The sequence below is a fragment of the Streptomyces sp. NPDC052299 genome (assembly GCF_040679335.1).
Classification (GTDB): domain Bacteria; phylum Actinomycetota; class Actinomycetes; order Streptomycetales; family Streptomycetaceae; genus Streptomyces.
The window spans coordinates 1-16,132 of the sequence record NZ_JBFAUP010000005.1; the positions used below are offsets into that span (position 1 = coordinate 1).

The following is a 16,132-nucleotide window of genomic DNA, read 5'->3' on the forward strand; positions in this document are numbered from 1 at the left end:
AACGCGGCTGATCGTGGACACCTGCGCCACGGCCCGGGATAAGGCCGGCCAGGAATCACCCGCCCCCGGTCAGGGGTGGGGCGCCCACCGCACGTGCGGTGGGCGCCCTTCGTTGTCAGTGCCGTGTGCCAGGCTGATCCCATGCTCAGCATCAAGGTCGAGACCGAGAACCAGCAGACCCACACCCGCGTTTCCGCCCAGCGGCTCGGGGACCTCGTGCACCGCATCGGCGCACCCGGGGACAACTTCCTGGTGGTGCAACGGATACCCGACATCCCCGGCACCTTCATCCAGGTGTGGCACGAGGCGGGCGGGGACTACGAGTTGGAGCACCGTACGGGTACGGCGACGAGCCAGGTCCGCACCGTCATCGGCGACCCCGAGCGGGTCCTCGCGCTGATGACGCGCTGGGCGCGCGAGGAGCCCGGCTGGGACGCGGGCACCGACTGGGAGAGCGCCGGAATCCCGGAGCCGGAGCCCGTGCCGGAGCTCGCCGAGGAGATCCGGCAGCAGTTGGAGCCCCGGGTCCGGGAGCTGCTGCGCGGCGGTTACGGGACCGTGCTGACGCTCACCGAGGCGGCCGAGGACTACCTCGTGAAGGACGGGGTGCGGCCGGTCTCCCGGGACCAGGCACGGGAGTTGGTGGAGCGGCTCTGGCTGGAGCGGGTCGAGGAGCAGCGGGGCTGGGCGGACGACATGACGGACCCCGACCGGCTGGAGCGGGCGTTCGCCCGGCTCGACCGGGGCGGCATCACGGCCCGGGAGAACTTCACCTGCTGCCGTTCCTGCGGGATGAGCGAGATCGGGGCGGCCGGACGCGAGGACGCCCGGGGCTTCGTCTTCTTCCACGGCCAGGGCACGGAGAGCGCGGCGGCGGGGCACAGCCTCGCGCTGTATTACGGCGGGTTCGACGACTCCCCGGAGACGACCGCCGCGGTGGGCCGCGAGGTGGTGGCCGCGCTGGGCGAGGCCGGGCTGACGGCGGAGTGGGACGGTTCGCCGGACAAGGCGATCGAGCTGACGGGCCTGGACTGGCGCAAGCGGCTGGTGGGTTAGAGCTTTCTCCTCTGGATCGGGCCGGAGTGAGGAACGTAACGCAAAGGGTCCGTATCGACGGGTGAGAGAGGTCTGCTCCCGGGCCGTGTTCTCTGCTTCAATGGGGGCATGGCCAGCTTCCCGCACACCTCGACAGGTCGCAGCGACCTCGAGCCGTTCTGGCCCTCCCGTCAGCACCACGACTTCGACCGGGTGTGTTGCCGCGCGCTGAACGCGCCGGCCCAGTAGAGCCCTCACCCGGCCTTCGGTCCGCGCGCACGCAGCAAGTCCGTCCATCGACGACTCCCTCGCGCGAAAGAGCTGACCCCTCATGGCGAACACCCGTACCTTCTCCGCCGCCGCCACCACCGCGGCTCCGGCGGTGGCCGCTGCGACCGCTCCCGTCCGTTCCCACTCCCCCAACCGGCACCGGCTGCGCGCCGTCGCCCCCGACGAGGTCGCCCAGCAGGCCGACGTCTCGGCGCTCCTGACGCCGGGTGCCACCTGGCTGCCCGCACCCCAGCACACCCTGCCCAGCCTGCCGGGCCGCCCGCCGATGGTCGGCTACCTGGTGCTCGTGCCCGCCGACCAGCAGCCCGCCTTCGCCGCCGCGGCGGCGCAGTACGCGGTGCCGGAGCCCGCCCCGGAGGCGGCGGCGGGTCCGGTGACCATCGACTCCGTGCAGCGCTCCGCGTCCGTGAACGGGCGACCGCTGGACCTCACCTACCTGGAATTCGAGCTCCTGGCCCATCTGGTGGCCCACCCCCACCGCGTCCACACCCGCGACCAGCTGGTGACCACCGTCTGGGGTTACGGGCACGTGGGCGACGGCCGCACCGTCGACGTCCACGTCGCCCGGCTGCGCCGCAAGCTGGGCGCCGAGCACCGCCGCTCGATCCAGACCGTGCGCCGGGTGGGGTACAAGTACACGCCCTGACACACGGCGAAAGGGGCGGGCCCCGGTACTGGTGAGTGCTCACCGGTACCGGGGCCCGCCGTCGTACGCCTCGCCTCAGCGCGGTCCCGGTCCGACCGGTGCCGGCGCGGGCACCGGGGCCGGCGCGGGCTCGCTGTGGTCCAGGCCGGGCAGCCGGCCGAGGCCGCGCGGGGTGCGCCAGTTGCGCTCGCCGAGCAGCGCCATCACGGAGGGCAGCAGCACCATCCGTACGAGCGTGGCGTCCAGCAGGACCGCGACCGCGAGGCCGACGCCCATCTGCTGCATGTCCTGCATGGACAGGGTCGCGAAGACCGAGAACACCGCCACCATGATCACGGCGGCGCCGGTCACCGCTCCGGCCGTGCGGCGGATGCCCTCGTCGATCGCGGCCCGGTTGCCGATCCCCCGGCCGTGCGCCTCGCGAATCCGGGAGACCACGAAGACGTGGTAGTCCATCGAGAGCCCGAACAGGACGACGAGGACGAACAGCGGCATCCAGGACTCGACCGCGCCGACGCCCTCCGAGCCGATCAGTCCGGCGCCCCAGCCGTCCTGGAAGACCGCGGTCATCACCCCGTAGGCGGCGGCCACGGAGAGCAGGTTGAGGACGATGGACGTCACGGCGATCACGTACGACCGGAAGCAGAACAGCATCAGCAGGAACGTCACCGCGGTGATGAAGAGGAAGACGGGGGCGATGCCGCGCTTCAGCTGGTCGTTGAAGTCGACGGACCCGGCCACCTCGCCGGTGACGTAGGCGTGGGCGCCGCTGGAGTCGAAGGCGGCGGGCAGGCGGTCGTCGCGCAGGGCGGCGAGGTCCTTCTCGCCGCCGGGCAGCGGGACCTCGAACTCGGCGATGTTCTGCGCCCGGTGCACGGCGACATCGTCGAAGCCGGCGAGGGCCTCGCGGACGGCCGGGGCGGTGATGTCGTCGGCCTCCACGACGACCTGGGCCGGGGCGGGGCCGCCGGGGAAGGTCTCACTGATGTGGCGGTAGGCGACGGACAGTGTGGAATCGGAGCCGAACTGCTTCTCCAGGCCCAGGGATTCGGTCTTCATGCCGATCGCGGGCGCGGCGAGCACCAGCAGGACGGCGACGGACGCGGCGGCGAAGAGCTTCGGGCGGTCGAGGACGGGGCGCAGCACCCGCCCGGCGATGCGGCCGCTCTCGCCCTTCCTCCGCTTGCCGCGCCGGTTGAGCAGCGGCACCCGGCCCGCGTCGACGCGGTCGCCGAGCCAGGACAGCAGGGCGGGGAGCACGGTGACGGAGCCGAGCATGGCGATGCACACGACGGTGATGGTGGCGAGGGCGAAGCCCTTGAAGAGCATCAGTCCGGACAGGAACATGCCGGCCATGGCGACCATGACGGTGATCCCGGAGACGAGGACGGCCCGGCCGCTGGTGGCGGCGGCGATGCGCAGGGCGGTGTCGGCGTCGCGTCCGGCGGCCCGCTCGTCGCGTTCGCGGCGCAGGTAGAACAGGCAGTAGTCGACGCCGACGGCGAAGCCCATCAGGAACATCACCGAGTACGTGGTCTGGAACAGGTGCAGCTGGTGGCTGGCGAGCGAGAGCAGGCCGAAGGCGGCCATGCACGCGGTGAGCGCGAGCCCGACGGGCAGCAGGGCGGCGACGACGGCGCCGAAGGCGACCAGCAGGATGCCGAGGGCCAGCGGTACGGCGGTGAACTCGGCCTTCTTGAAGTCGTCCGCGAGCAGGTCGCCGAGCCACTTGCCGGCGCTGGCGTCCCCGAACTGGCTCACGGTGACGTCCGGGTGCCCCTTCTCGACACCGGCGACGGCGTCCAGCACGGGCTGCACCCGGTCGGGGGCGGTGTCCGGGTCGCCCTTCATCTCGAAGGTGATCAGCGCGTCCTTGCGGTCCTTGGACGCGACCGGGTCGGCGAGGCCGGTGACCTCGCCGGTGTCCCGGACGGCGGCGGTCAGCTCGCGGACGGCGGTGCGCCAGCCGTCCGGCTCGGCGGACGACACCATGACGAGTTCGCCGGCCCGGTGGCCGAGCCCCGCGTCGGAGAGGATCTGCTCGGCGCGGGCCGAGTCGCCCGCGCCGTTCTCGGCGTCGGTCATCTCGACCATGCCCGAGGCACCGCCGATGCCCGCGGCGAGTACGACGAAGAGCAGCCAGCCGAGAATGGCCGTCTTGCGGTGGTGTGCGCTCCACACACCGATACGTGCCGCGAGGTTACGCCTCATGGCGGGTTCGCCCCCTGTTGGTGGAAGTCCGACGATGCCCCTCGAATCTAGGAACGCCGGGCCGGGCGCCCCAGCCGGTGAAACCCCCGGTGGCACGGCACACAGGGCGAGGGGGCGGGGGTGGTGCTGGGTACACCCCCGCCGGGTGGGAAACCGGCTGACGTGCGCGGGGCGCGCCGGGTCAGACTGTGTGCGACACGGGGCCGGCACAGGGCCCGGCGAGGGAACGAGGGACCGGGATGAACGCGATGCGGGGACGGATCGGGGCGGCACTGCTGGCCGCGTGGCGCGGGCTGGTGGTGTCGTTCGCCGCCCTCGCGGGGTCGTGCACGCTGTTCGTACTGGCGCTGCTCTCCATCTCGATGATCCCGCTGGGCATCGGCCTGGTGACCACGCCGTACATCCTGGAGGCGGTTCGCAAGCACGCCAACCAGCGCAGGCTGCTCGCGATCACCTGGTCGGACGTGCGCATCCCGGTCCCGTACCGGCCGTTCCCGAAGGACGTGCGCAGTGGGTTCACCGGGCAGGTGGAGCGGACGACGCTGATGCTGAAGGACCCGGCGACCTGGCGGGACATGCGGTGGATGGCGGTCGACATGACGGCCGGCTACACCGTGGCGATCCTGGCGGCGGCGCTGATGGTCTACCCGGTAGAGGGGTTCGTGCTGGCGGCGGGCCTGTGGCGGGTGTTCACGGACGACCGGTACTGGTACGCGTTCGTCCCGGTCGACAGCCAGGCGACGGGGCTGCTGGCCGCGGCGCTCGGCGTGGTGCTGTTCGCCTTCGGGGTGCTGGTGAGCGAGCGGCTGCTGCGGGCGCACTTCGTGCTCGCCCGCTCGGTGCTCGCCCCCACCCAGGAGCAGGAACTCGCGCTGCGCATCGACCGGTTGACCGAGACCCGGCACGAGGCGGTGGACACGGCCGCCTCCGAGCTGCGGCGCATCGAGCGCGATCTGCACGACGGGGCGCAGGCGCGGCTGGTCGCGATGGGGATGAACCTCGGCACCGTCGAGGCCCTGATCGAGAAGGACCCGGCGCAGGCGAAGAAGCTCCTGGCGATGGCCCGGGAGTCCTCGGCCGAGGCGCTGACCGAGCTGCGCGACCTGGTCCGGGGCATCCACCCGCCGGTGCTCGCGGAGCGTGGTCTCGGGGACGCCGTGAAGGCGCTGGCGCTGCGGCTGCCGATCCCGTGCGACGTGGACGTCGAGCTGGGCGGTCGGGCGGAGGCGCCGGTCGAGTCGGCGGCGTACTTCGCGATCAGCGAGGCGCTGACGAACGCGGCGAAGCACTCGGGGGCCGGGCGGATATGGGTGGACCTGCGCCACGGTGACGGGGCGCTCAGGTTCTCGGTCACGGACGACGGGAGGGGCGGTGCCTCGGTGGGCGCGGGCTCGGGGCTGAGCGGAATCGAACGGCGGCTCGGTACATTCGACGGCGTCATGGCCGTCAGCAGCCCCGCGGGCGGTCCCACCATGGTGACCATGGAGATCCCTTGCGAGTTGTCCTAGCCGAAGATCTCTTCCTGCTGCGCGACGGCCTGGTGCGGATGCTGGAGGCGTACGACTTCGAGATCGCGGCCGCCGTCGAGACCGGGCCCGAACTCACCAAGGCCCTCGCCGAGTTGGAGCCGGACGTCGCGGTGGTCGACGTCCGGCTCCCGCCGTCCCACACGGACGAGGGCCTGCAGTGCGCGCTGGCGGCCCGGCGGGCGCGGCCGGGGCTGCCCGTCCTCGTGCTCTCCCAGCACGTCGAGCAGTTGTACGCGCGCGAGCTGCTGGCGGACGGCAACGGCGGGATCGGATATCTGCTCAAGGACCGGGTGTTCGACGCGGACCAGTTCATCGACGCGGTGCGCCGGGTCGCGGCGGGCGGTACGGCGATGGACCCGCAGGTCATCTCGCAGCTGCTGACGCGGCGTTCGCAGGACAAGCCGATGGGCGGGCTGACGCCGCGCGAGCGGGAGGTCATGGAGCTGATGGCCCAGGGCCGGTCGAACGCGGCGATCGCCTCGCAGATGGTGATCACGGAGCGGGCGGTGGCCAAGCACACCTCGAACATCTTCGGGAAGCTGGGCCTGCCGCCGTCCGACGACGACAACCGCCGCGTTCTGGCCGTACTGGCGTATCTGGACCGGGGTTAGCTGCCGGACGGCGGCTGCGCTCAGCCGTTGAACCAGGCCGCCACGTCGAGCCGGAAGGCGCCGTCCGGGGCCATCGTGCGCAGGTCGTCCTCCAGGGCGCGGACCCGTTCGGCACCGAGGGTCCGGACCCACTCGGCGCGCAGCCGGTCGAAGCCCTCGGCGGACCGCCGGAGCACGTCGATGCCCCGCGCGGTCAGCAGGACCAGCTTGCGGCGCCCGTCGGCCGGGTCGTCGGCGCGCTCCAGGTAGCCGAGCCCTTCCAGCCGGTCGACGGTCTTGCCCGCGGCCTGCTTGGAGACGCCGAGGCGACGGCCGATCTCGCTGGCGGTCGCCCCCTGGACGCCGACGGCCTGGAGGACGTAGCCGTACGCGGGCCGCATGTCGGGGTGTCCCTGCTCGGCCAGCTCGCGGTGGAGCGCGTCGATGACCGTGCGGAAGCCGGCGAACAGCAGCAGGGGCAGCTCGAATCCCCTGCCGCCTTCCTCGGGGCGCGCTTCGGGGCGCACCTCTCCGTGGCCGCCCGCACGCTCAGCCATTGCGCAACTCGACAACCTGGTTTACGTTTTTTTCGTCAATCACGTTGTCGAGTTTACCCGAGGGGCCCCGCCATGCCCGCGACCGCCTTCCCCGACCACACCCTGGAATCCGCCCCCGCCGCCGCCCGCCCCGGGCTGTCGGCCATCGCACGGAAGCAGGGTTTCCTGCCCGCCGCCGCCGGGCGGATGGCCGCCTCGCCCGAGGTGCTGAGCGGCTTCCTGAAGATGAACGCCCTCTTCGAGTCCACCACCCTGGACAAGCTCTCGCGCGAGGTCCTGAGCATGACCATGGCCACCCGGAACGGCTGCCACGTCTGCGTGGCGATGCACACCGGGATACTCACCGCCCTGGACGCCGAGCCCGCCCTCGTCACCGCCCTGCGCGAGGGCACCCCGCTCCCGGACGAACGACTGGAAGCCATGCGGCGGTTCACCCTGGCCGTCCTCGCCGTGAACGGGGCCGTGGACGACGCGGCGATCGAGGCGTTCACCGCCCACGGCTACACCGCGCGCAACGCGCTGGAGGTGACCCTCGGCATCGCCACCTACACCCTGTCCACCTTCGCCAACCGGATGACCGGAGCGCCGGTCGACGGCCCACTAGCTCGCTTCTCCTGACGCCCGCGGAACCCGGCGCAGGGCCCCGGCGCAGGGCCCCGGAGTGACCATCGCACCATTCGCTCGTTCAGCTGAATGTGCGCCCACCGACAGAGCTACCGCAGGCCGTCGTCCCGGTCGACGCGGAACAGGCCGAGGCCGCCCTGGTCGAGCACTACCCGCGACTGGCGCGGATCGGCTATCTCCTGCTCCCGCCCTCGCGGAGCCGCGCCCGGCGGGTGCTCGCCGCCCACGCCCTCGCCCAGCGCTCCCTCCAGGCCGCCCACCGCGCCGGGGCGGCGAGCGTCCCCCTCCCCCGCCGCCCCGGCCGCACCGGCGACGCCGACCCCGCGTACACCTACGTGCGGCGCCAGCTGCTGCGCAGGGTGCTGGCGGCGGGGCGCTCCCGGCGCCTCCGGTGGCGGCCTCGCCGCGCCGCGCTGCCGCCCGTCCTGCCGTCGGTGTGGGGCCTGCGCCTGCTCCCGCATCCGGGCGGCGCCGGTGAACTCGCCCTGGAGCGGGAGCTGGCGGCGCTCACCGCCCCCGCCCGGGCCGCGTTCGTCCTGCGCGGCCTGGAGGGGCTCGCGGACGGGGAGGTCCGGCGGGAGCTGGCCGCCGCCGGGGTGACCGATCCGCACGCGGCCCTGACCGAGGCGGACGGGGTGCGGGCGAGCCACGCGCTCCTGGGCTCCCCGGAGTTCGACCCCTGCTCGCTCCAGGCCCGGCCGCCCGATCTGCCGGGCCGCCGCAGACGCGCCCGCACCGCCCTCGCGGCCGGTGCCGCGCTCCTGGTGTGCGGGGCGCTGTTCGGGCTGCCCGGCGGCGGCTGGGGGCAGGGCGGGCTGACCGCCCCGGTGTACGCGCGCAATCCGGCGTCCGAAGCGGCCCTGGACCCGGGGGCGTTGCGCCGGGTGCCCGCGACGTACTGGCGCCGCTCCGCGCGCGCGGACTTCACCGCCTGGCCCACGCGCGGCGACCGCACCCAGGACACCCGGCTGCTGCGGCGCGCCCTGGGGGTGTGGGCCCGGCCCGGCGGCGGCGTCCGGACATCGGCGACACCGGACACCCCGACCGGCCCGCCGATGGGCGCTCCGCAACTGCTGTACGCGGGTGAGGTGGGGAACTCCGCGGTGGTGCTGTTCCACGACGGGCTGCGCGTCGTGCGGTACGCCGAACCGCGCAACGCCGACCCCGCGCTGGGCGCCGCCCTCGACTTCGCACGGGTGGACGGGGCGGACGAGGCGTCGTCGGGCGCGCTGGTGGTGGCCAGGACCGCGGACGGGGTGCGGTATCTGACGGCGCCCTGGGTGCGGGGGGCCGGGGTGCGGGACCTGCTCGCGCCGGACCGGGCGGCCCGCCCGCTGGACCTCTCCCCGGACGGGGTGACCGGCCCGCTGGCCGACCCGGCGGCGGGCTCCGGCTGCCGGTCCTGGAAGGCCGTCGAGCTGACCGGGGGCCCGTCCGTGCGGCTGGTCACGGACCTGGGCGAACTCGCCCCGGCCAGGCTCACCTCGGGCGCCCCGGGCAGCCCGCACGACGTCACGGGGCGGGCCGAGCGGGAGAGCTGGGCGCGCACCGCGTGTCTGCTGCGGACGGTCCGGTCGCACGGGGTCCGGTCGGTCAACTCCTGGGCGTACGCCCGGCAGCCGCTGCCCGAGGGCGGGGGCACGGCGCGCTGGGTGTGCACCCGGGCCGAGACCTGGCGCGGGGCGGGGAGCAGGGTCATCGCGCAGTTCCAGGCCCCGTCGGCCCGTCCGGCGGCGTCCGGCGCGGTCGCGGCGCGGGGCGAGGACGCGCCGGAGTGCGGGGCGCGGACGCCCAGGGTGCTGGCGGGCGTGCTGTGGCAGTCGCCGGGCGGGCGGTGGTACGTCCTGGCGGCGGGCAGCGGGCAGTTCGCTTCGCTGTCCACGTCGGGCGGGGTGACGGGCACCGTCCGGGGGTGGCTGCTCGCCGTGCCCGCGGCCGAGGGCATCCGGCCGCGGCTCCACGGACTGCTGAAGGACGGCAGCCGGGTCGACGCGCTGCACTGAACGGCCGGTCCGGCGCGGGGGCCCGGGAATTCGGCGCACGCCCCTGTTCCCCGCGCCTACCGCTCAGTATTTTGACAACATGTCCAACAAGCAGCCTGCGGCGGTCGCGTCGGAGCGGACCCCCCTCAAGGCCCGCCGGGTCGGCTTCGCCTGGGACCGGACGCCCTTGCACTGGGTGCCGGGCGACCCGTTCACCACGCACACCATCAACGTGCTCCACCTCCTGCTGCCCGCCGGGGAGCGCTGGTTCATCCACGTCTACCGCCAGGTGCTCCCGTACATCCACGACGAGGAACTGCGTCAGGACGTCATCGGCTTCATCGGCCAGGAGGCGGTGCACTCCCAGGCCCATGACGACGTGCTGCCGCACCTCAAGGAGCTGGGGCTCGACCCGACGCCGTACACCGCGCAGGTCGACTGGCTCTTCGAGAAGCTGCTCGGCGACCGGACGCTGCCGCCGGGCCGGGCACGCACCTGGTGGCTGAAGGAGCGGGTGGCGACGATCGCGGCGATCGAGCACTACACGGCGTTCCTCGGCGACTGGATACTCAACGCCGACGAGCTGGACCGGCGCGGGGCCGACCCGACCATGCTGGACCTGCTGCGCTGGCACGGCGCCGAGGAGGTCGAGCACCGCTCGGTCGCCTTCGACGTCTTCATGCACGTCGACGGCGGCTACCGGCGGCGGGTGCGGACCTGGGCGACGGCGTTCACCGCGCTGCTCTTCCTCTGGCAGCGCGGCGCCCGGTTCTTCATGGAGAACGACCCGAGCCTGCTGGACGGCAAGGCGTCCTTCGGGCAGTTCTACCGCAGCGGCCGGCGCGGCACCCTGCCCAGCACCCCGGCCATGCTGCGGTCGATCCCGCGCTATCTGAGCCGTACGTACCACCCCTCGCAGGAGGGCAGCACGGCCCAGGCCGTCGACTACCTCACCCGCTCGCCCGCCGCCGTCGCGGCCGAGGCCCGTACGACGGAAGCCCGCTGACCATGCCGCGTTCCCTGCCCCTGCCCCGCCTGCGTACGGTCGCCGTGGCGGCCGGAGCCGTGCTGCTCGCCCGGCGGGCGATGCGGCGGCGCATACGGAAGTCGCCGCTGTGGCCGATGCCGGCGCTGGAGGAGCCCGTGTCCGGCCGGAACACGCGCCGTTCGACCACCGGGCGGCGGCTGCTCGTCACCGGGCGGACCAGTCCCGCCGAGGGCGTCGTCCAGCTCCGCCTGGAGGGGCCGGACCTGCCCGCCTGGGAACCCGGCGCCCATCTGGACCTGGTGCTGCCCTCCGGCCTGGTCCGGCAGTACTCGCTGTGCGGGGACCCCGCCGACACCGGCTCGTACACAGTGGCCGCCCGGCTGGTGGAGGACGGGAGGGGCGGCTCCCGCGAGGTGCACACCGCGCTCCACGAGGGCGCCGAGGTCGAGGTGCGCGGCCCGCGCAACCGCTTCCCGCTCGCCGCCGCCCCCGCGCACCTACTGATCGCCGGCGGCATCGGCATCACCCCCATCCTGCCGATGGTCCGCCGGCTGGCCGCCGAGGGCGCCGACTGGCGACTGCTGTACGGGGGCCGGAGCCGGGCAACGATGCCGTTCCTGGCGGAGGTCGAGAAGCTGGGCGCGGACGGCGGCCGGGTCACGGTCGTCCCGCAGGACGAGGCGGGGCACCCGGACCTCGCCGCCGCCCTCGCGGACGCGGCCGACGGCACGGCGGTCCACTGCTGCGGACCGCAGCCCCTGATGGACGCGGTCGCCGCCGCCCTGCCGCCCGGCTGCACACTGCACCTGGAACGCTTCACGGCGGCGGGCCCCGGAACGGCCGGGGCGGCCCCGTTCGAGGTGGAGCTGCGCCGCTCGGGGCTCACGGTGCCGGTCGCCGCGGACCAGTCGGTGCTGGCCGCCGTGCGCGCCGAACTCCCGCACGTCGCGTACTCCTGCGAGCAGGGCTTCTGCGGGACGTGCCAACAGCGCGTCCTGGCGGGCGAGGTGGAGCACCACGACGAGCTGCTGACGGACGCGGAGCGCGCAGACTCCATGCTGATCTGCGTCTCCCGGTGCCGGGGCGGCGGCCGGCTGGTGCTGGACCTCTGATCCGGCCCGGACCCACCGGTCGGTACGCTGGACGGCATGACGACCGGGGTGCGGCGCAGGATGGGCGTCGAGGAGCGCAGGCAGCAGCTGATCGGCGTCGCGCTGGAGTTGTTCAGCCACCGGGCGCCGGACGAGGTGTCGATCGACGAGATCGCGTCGGCGGCCGGGATCTCGCGGCCCCTGGTCTACCACTACTTCCCGGGCAAGCAGAGCCTGTACGAGGCGGCCTTGCGCCTGGCCGCCGACGAGCTGGCGGCGAGGTTCCTGGAGCCGCGCGAAGGACCGCTCGGCGCACGGCTGCTGCGGGTGATGGGCCGGTTCTTCGACTTCGTGGAGGAGCACGGGCCCGGGTTCGCCGCGCTGATGCGGGGCGGTCCGGCGGTGGGCTCGTCCACGGCGAACGCCATGATCGACGGGGTGCGCCAGGCCGCCTGCGAACAGATCCTGGCCCATCTGGACGTCGGGGAGCCCCCGGCCCGGCTGGAGTTGGTCGTACGGTCCTGGGTGTCGCTCGCCGAGTCGACGGCGCTCCTCTGGCTGGACGGGCGGCGGGTGCCCCGGGCCGAGCTGGAGCTGCAGCTCGTGCACGACTTCGCCGCACTGGCCGCCGTGAGCGCGGCGTACGACGAGGAGATGGCGGGAATCGTGCTGCGGGTGCTGGCGCAGGAGCCGGCGGACGGGCCGTTCGGGGACCTGCTGGCCCGGCTCTCCGCGCTGGCACCGGCCGTTCCGGCGGTTCCGGCGCAGCGGCTGCCGTAGGGGACGGCGCGGTGTCACGCGCCGCCCCCGGGGGTGTTCAGCGTCGTACGGACACGAACGGCTGCGGCTCGGCGCCCTCGGCGGTCGAGGTGCCGACCACCGTCAGCCCGGCCCGGCCGCCGGTCACCGCGCTCGCCACGTTCTCCACCGGGCCCGTCGCCGCGGGCTGCGGAAGCCCGAGGTCCTTCCAGCGGCCCGGGCTCCCGGACTGCCACGCCCACGCCAGTGCGTCCCGCCGCTCACCGAGGGTCTGGCCGACGACGGCGATGCCGCCTCCGGAGCGTGCGGTGACGCCGAAGAGCCGTGCGGGCACGTCCGGCACGGCGAGCTTGTGCCAGCCGGTGGCGTCGTGGCGGGCGACCAGGGCGCGCGTCGATCCGTCCTCGGGCGACCAGTCCTCGCCCACCAGCCACACCGCGCCGTCCTCGGTCACCGCGAACTTCTGGGCCTGGCCGGGGATGTCCGTGACGCCGGGGGCGTCCACCCGCTGCCAGGAGGCACCGTCGTAGTGCAGCAGCAGGGGGCGGCCGGTGTCACCCTCGTAACCGGCCGCCCAGACGTCGTCGTCGGCGACCGCCTGTATGCCGTTCAGGTACCAGTACTCGCTGGGCAGTGCGGGAAGCGGCACGTCACGCCAGGCCGCTCCGTCGAAGTGGCGGACGATCCCGGCGGTCCGGTACTGGATGTTCCAGGTCCCCTTCGCCTCGTTCCAGGTGCGGGAGACCTCGATCTGCGCGAGCCCGGCGGCCCAGGCGCCTCCCGGGCGGGCGTCCACGTCCAGCAGCGAACCGGCGTCCGACTTCTCCGGCAGCTCCGCCGGCACGACCTGCCAGCGCTTGCCGTCGAAGTGCTGGGTGTACACCTTCCCGTCCAGCACCGCGGAGTCGTCGCCGACGAGCCACACGTCACGGCCGCCGTCCGCGTCCATGGCGTTGACCCGGCTGCTGACCTCACCGGCGGCCGCGGTCGCCGAGGGCACGGGCTTCCACGCCGCGCCGGGCTCGGCGCGTTCGGCCACGACGGGCCGGAAGCGCGTCACCTGGCCCTCGTTGTGGATGGTGAACCCGGCCGCCCAGGTCCTCCCCCGCCCCACGTTCGCGACGTCGAGGAGTGTGGCGTCGCTGTACGGTGCCGCCTCGCCCGCCCAGGTGCGCCCGGCCCCGTCCAGCGCGGCGGCGGGCACGGGAGCGGACAGGGCGACGGTCAGGGCGGCCGTGGCCACGGCGGCGTGGAGCAGTGAGCGGCGGCTGTACTTCAGCACAGGGTGGTTCCTTCCGGAGACGATCTCACCCGGTAAGTGCCGTGGACCGCCCGCCGGGTTGCACCCGGGCGGTCAGACCTTGCGGTAGGAGGGGTCGAGGTCCCGGGCCTCCACCGAGAGGTGCAGCGTGGGTCCGGTGACCGCGCCGAGGTGGGCGCGCAGGAGCGCCAGGACGGCCTCGGTCAGCCGGGCCTTGGTCTCCGGGGTGCGGCCGGGCAGCAGCGAGATGTCCACGTGCACGAGCGCGTCGCCGTCCGGTGCGTCCGCGACCACGGTCTCCTCGGCCCGCCGGAAGCGGGTCTTGCACGCGGCGATTTTGGTGTCGACGGTCTCGGCGACGACCGGGTGCAGGGCGAGGGCGAACGCGGGGCGGTCGAAGGCGTCGCCGAGCTCGGCGGAGTAGTCGACGGTGATCTGCGGCATGGCGGTCTCCGGGGCGGTCGGGGCGTGGAGGGACGCCGCCCAGCCTTCCCGTACCGGCGAAGGCGCACAACCAGGATTCACTATGTGAGCAGTTCGCCGTGGAGTGCCAGGGCGAGGCCCGCCTCCGCGCTGTCCGCCCGACCCTGCTCGAAGGCGCGCCGGTACGCCGCGTCGCCGACCGCCTCCCGGGCGCGCCGTTCGCAGGTCTCGCGGACCGGACCCAGCTCGGGGGTGCCGCGCTGGGGGTGGCCGACCATCCGCCAGTAGACCTGTCCGGTGCCGTAGACGCGGGCGGCCCGTGCCCCCTCCCCCTGGGCGGCGATCGCGGCGGCCAGGATGTCGAGGCCGAGCGCGATGCCGAAGCGGTCGCGGAGCCGGTGCTTGCCCGCGAGCATGGCCCGGGCGTGCGCGGCGGCCGGTTCGGCGCGGCCCTGGAGCAGGGCGATCAGGGCGAGTTGGTAGTCCACGTAGGACCGGGTCCAGCACTCGTCCTGCGCCTCGCAGGCCGCCCGCAGCACCACGGCGGCCGACGCGGCCTCCTCCAGCCGGCCGAGGCCGGTGAGGGCGAAGACGGTGATGAGGTGGCAGCGCAGCCGGTAGGCGGCTTCGAGCCGGGTCCCGGTCGCGGTGATCCGCAGCACCCGTCGCGCCTCGCGGAGGCCCTTCTCGGGCTCGCCGGTCATCAGGTGGGTGAGTCCGCGCAGATAGGCGGCGGCGAGGATGCCCTCGTCGGTGCCGTCGGCGGCGGCCTCGCGGACGCACTCGCGGCCGATGCGCTCGGCGGCCGGGTAGTCGCCCTGGAGCAGTACGCAGATCCCGAGCACCCACAGCACCCGGGTGCGGTGGGGGCCTTCGGCCGGTCCGGTGTCCAGGGCGCGCTGGGCGTAGCCCCGGGTCTGCGGGAGGTGGCCGCAGCAGCACCAGAAGAAGCCGATCCGGCCGGCCATCTCCTGGGCGGCGGCGGGGTCGTGGGCGAGGAGGTGGTCGAGCGCGGCGCACAGGTCGGCGTGCGCGTCGGCGATGCGGTGGTACCAGAGGATCTGGTCGTCGCCGGTCCACCCGGCGTGGGCGTTGCGGGCGAGGCTCAGGAAGCAGGCGGCGTGCCGGTCGGCGGCCTCCCGTTCCTCGCCGAGCTCCGCGAGCCACATCCGGCCGTACTCGCGCAGGGTGTCGAGCATGCGGTGTCGGGTGCCCTCGCGGGTGACGACGGACTTGGCGGCCAGGCCGCGCAGGGCGGTGCGGACGCCGTCCTCGGTGAGGGGTCCGCCGGTGCAGACGGTGACGGCGGTGTCCTCCTCGAAGTCGCCGCGGAGCACGGTGAGCCGGGCCCACAGGAGCCGTTCGAGCGGGGTGCACAGCTCGTGGGACCAGCCGATGGCGGTGCGCAGGGTGCGGTGGCGGACCGGGCGGAGCGTGGCGTCGGCGAAGACGTCGAGCCGGGAGCCGAGGCGCTGGGCGATCTCCTGGACGCTCTGCCGGCCGACCGCCGCGGCGGCGAGCTCGATGGCGAGCGGGATGCCGTCGAGGCGGCGGCAGATGTCGGCGGCGGCCTCGGCGGTGCCCGGTTCCCGGAAGGGGGTGGCGGGGGCGGCGGCCGTGGCGCGTTCCCGGAAGAGCGTGAGCGCGTCGGCGGCGCCGTCGACGGGCAGCGGGTCGACCTCCACGAGCTGTTCGCCCCGCAGGTCCAGGGGCTGGCGGCTGGTGGCGAGGACGGTGAGCCCGGGCGAGGTGGTGAGGATCTCGCCGAGGAGGTGGGCGCAGGCGGGGAGCAGGTGCTCGCAGGAGTCCAGGACGAGCAGGAGCTGTTTGTCGGCGAGCCATTCGCACAGTACGTCGATGGGCGGGCGCACGGTGTGGTCGCTGAGGCCGACCGCGTCGGAGACGGTGGCGAGGAGGAGTTCGTCGTCGTGCAGGGGGGCGAGGTCGGCCCACCGGACGCCGTCGCGGTGGCCGGGGGCGGCGCGACGGGCGGCGCGGAGGGCGAGCCGGGTCTTGCCGACGCCTCCGGTGCCGGTGAGGGTGGTCAGCCGGCCGGTGGCGAGGGCGTGTTCGAGCCCGGTGAGCTCGGCCGTCCGTCCGACAAAGCTGGTGGTCTCCTCGGGGAGGTTGCTGGCCATCGTCACC

At 74.2% G+C, this 16,132-nt stretch carries 14 protein-coding genes; 9 read left to right on the forward strand and 5 right to left on the reverse strand.

What is annotated here, in order from left to right:
• Positions 1–141 precede the first annotated feature (141 nt).
• On the forward strand, positions 142–1,056 hold the full coding sequence (locus tag AB0L33_RS09855; RefSeq protein ID WP_365679454.1) for a hypothetical protein: 915 nt from the start codon (positions 142–144) through the stop codon (positions 1,054–1,056).
• Between the two features lie 310 nt (positions 1,057–1,366).
• Positions 1,367–1,972, forward strand: coding sequence for a winged helix-turn-helix domain-containing protein (locus tag AB0L33_RS09860; protein WP_365679456.1), 606 nt, complete (start codon positions 1,367–1,369; stop codon positions 1,970–1,972).
• A 75-nt stretch (positions 1,973–2,047) separates the two neighbouring features.
• Here AB0L33_RS09860 and AB0L33_RS09865 read toward each other — a convergent pair whose 3' ends face one another.
• Positions 2,048–4,183 carry an MMPL family transporter gene (locus AB0L33_RS09865; protein ID WP_365679458.1) on the reverse strand — a complete coding sequence of 712 codons (2,136 nt, stop codon included), beginning with the start codon at positions 4,181–4,183 and terminating at the stop codon, positions 2,048–2,050.
• A gap of 239 nt (positions 4,184–4,422) precedes the next feature.
• Here AB0L33_RS09865 and AB0L33_RS09870 point away from each other — a divergent pair, with 239 nt between their 5' ends.
• Together AB0L33_RS09870 and AB0L33_RS09875 are read left to right on the forward strand one after the other, a co-directional pair.
• The gene (locus AB0L33_RS09870; protein ID WP_365679460.1) at positions 4,423–5,691 is read left to right on the forward strand and encodes a sensor domain-containing protein; all 1,269 of its coding nucleotides are present in this window, start codon (positions 4,423–4,425) and stop codon (positions 5,689–5,691) included.
• Positions 5,676–6,323: a response regulator transcription factor gene (locus AB0L33_RS09875; RefSeq protein ID WP_026171579.1), complete on the forward strand. Its 648-nt coding sequence runs from the start codon at positions 5,676–5,678 to the stop codon at positions 6,321–6,323. Before AB0L33_RS09870 ends, AB0L33_RS09875 begins: the two co-directional genes overlap by 16 nt.
• 20 nt (positions 6,324–6,343) lie before the next feature.
• Here AB0L33_RS09875 and AB0L33_RS09880 read toward each other — a convergent pair whose 3' ends face one another.
• A complete protein-coding gene (locus AB0L33_RS09880) occupies positions 6,344–6,859 on the reverse strand; it encodes a MarR family transcriptional regulator (RefSeq protein WP_365679462.1) in 516 nt (171 codons plus the stop codon).
• Between the two features lie 72 nt (positions 6,860–6,931).
• Between AB0L33_RS09880 and AB0L33_RS09885 the strand changes: the two genes are divergently transcribed.
• From AB0L33_RS09885 to AB0L33_RS09905, 5 genes are all read left to right on the forward strand, one after another.
• Entirely contained in the window at positions 6,932–7,477 is a 546-nt protein-coding gene (locus AB0L33_RS09885) for a carboxymuconolactone decarboxylase family protein (RefSeq protein WP_365679464.1), read from the forward strand.
• Positions 7,478–7,554: 77 nt separating this feature from the next.
• Positions 7,555–9,486: a hypothetical protein gene (locus AB0L33_RS09890; RefSeq protein ID WP_365679466.1), complete on the forward strand. Its 1,932-nt coding sequence runs from the start codon at positions 7,555–7,557 to the stop codon at positions 9,484–9,486.
• 79 nt (positions 9,487–9,565) lie between these two features.
• On the forward strand, positions 9,566–10,471 hold the full coding sequence (locus AB0L33_RS09895) for a metal-dependent hydrolase (protein WP_365679468.1): 906 nt from the start codon (positions 9,566–9,568) through the stop codon (positions 10,469–10,471).
• Between the two features lie 2 nt (positions 10,472–10,473).
• Positions 10,474–11,565 (forward strand): PDR/VanB family oxidoreductase, encoded by a 1,092-nt coding sequence (locus AB0L33_RS09900; RefSeq protein WP_365679470.1) that lies wholly within the window; start codon positions 10,474–10,476, stop codon positions 11,563–11,565.
• 36 nt (positions 11,566–11,601) lie between these two features.
• Complete coding sequence (locus tag AB0L33_RS09905) at positions 11,602–12,324, forward strand: TetR/AcrR family transcriptional regulator (protein ID WP_365679472.1); 723 nt, start codon at positions 11,602–11,604, stop codon at positions 12,322–12,324.
• 37 nt (positions 12,325–12,361) lie between these two features.
• On the opposite strand, the gene AB0L33_RS09910 is transcribed toward AB0L33_RS09905, so the two are convergent.
• The 3 genes from AB0L33_RS09910 to AB0L33_RS09920 all read right to left on the reverse strand — a co-directional run bounded on the left by AB0L33_RS09910 (position 12,362) and on the right by AB0L33_RS09920 (position 16,125).
• Positions 12,362–13,585: a hypothetical protein gene (locus tag AB0L33_RS09910; RefSeq protein ID WP_365679474.1), complete on the reverse strand. Its 1,224-nt coding sequence runs from the start codon at positions 13,583–13,585 to the stop codon at positions 12,362–12,364.
• A 72-nt stretch (positions 13,586–13,657) separates the two neighbouring features.
• Complete coding sequence (locus AB0L33_RS09915) at positions 13,658–14,008, reverse strand: 5-carboxymethyl-2-hydroxymuconate Delta-isomerase (RefSeq protein ID WP_365679477.1); 351 nt, start codon at positions 14,006–14,008, stop codon at positions 13,658–13,660.
• 80 nt (positions 14,009–14,088) lie between these two features.
• Entirely contained in the window at positions 14,089–16,125 is a 2,037-nt protein-coding gene (locus tag AB0L33_RS09920; protein ID WP_365679479.1) for a regulator, read from the reverse strand.
• Positions 16,126–16,132 lie beyond the last annotated feature (7 nt).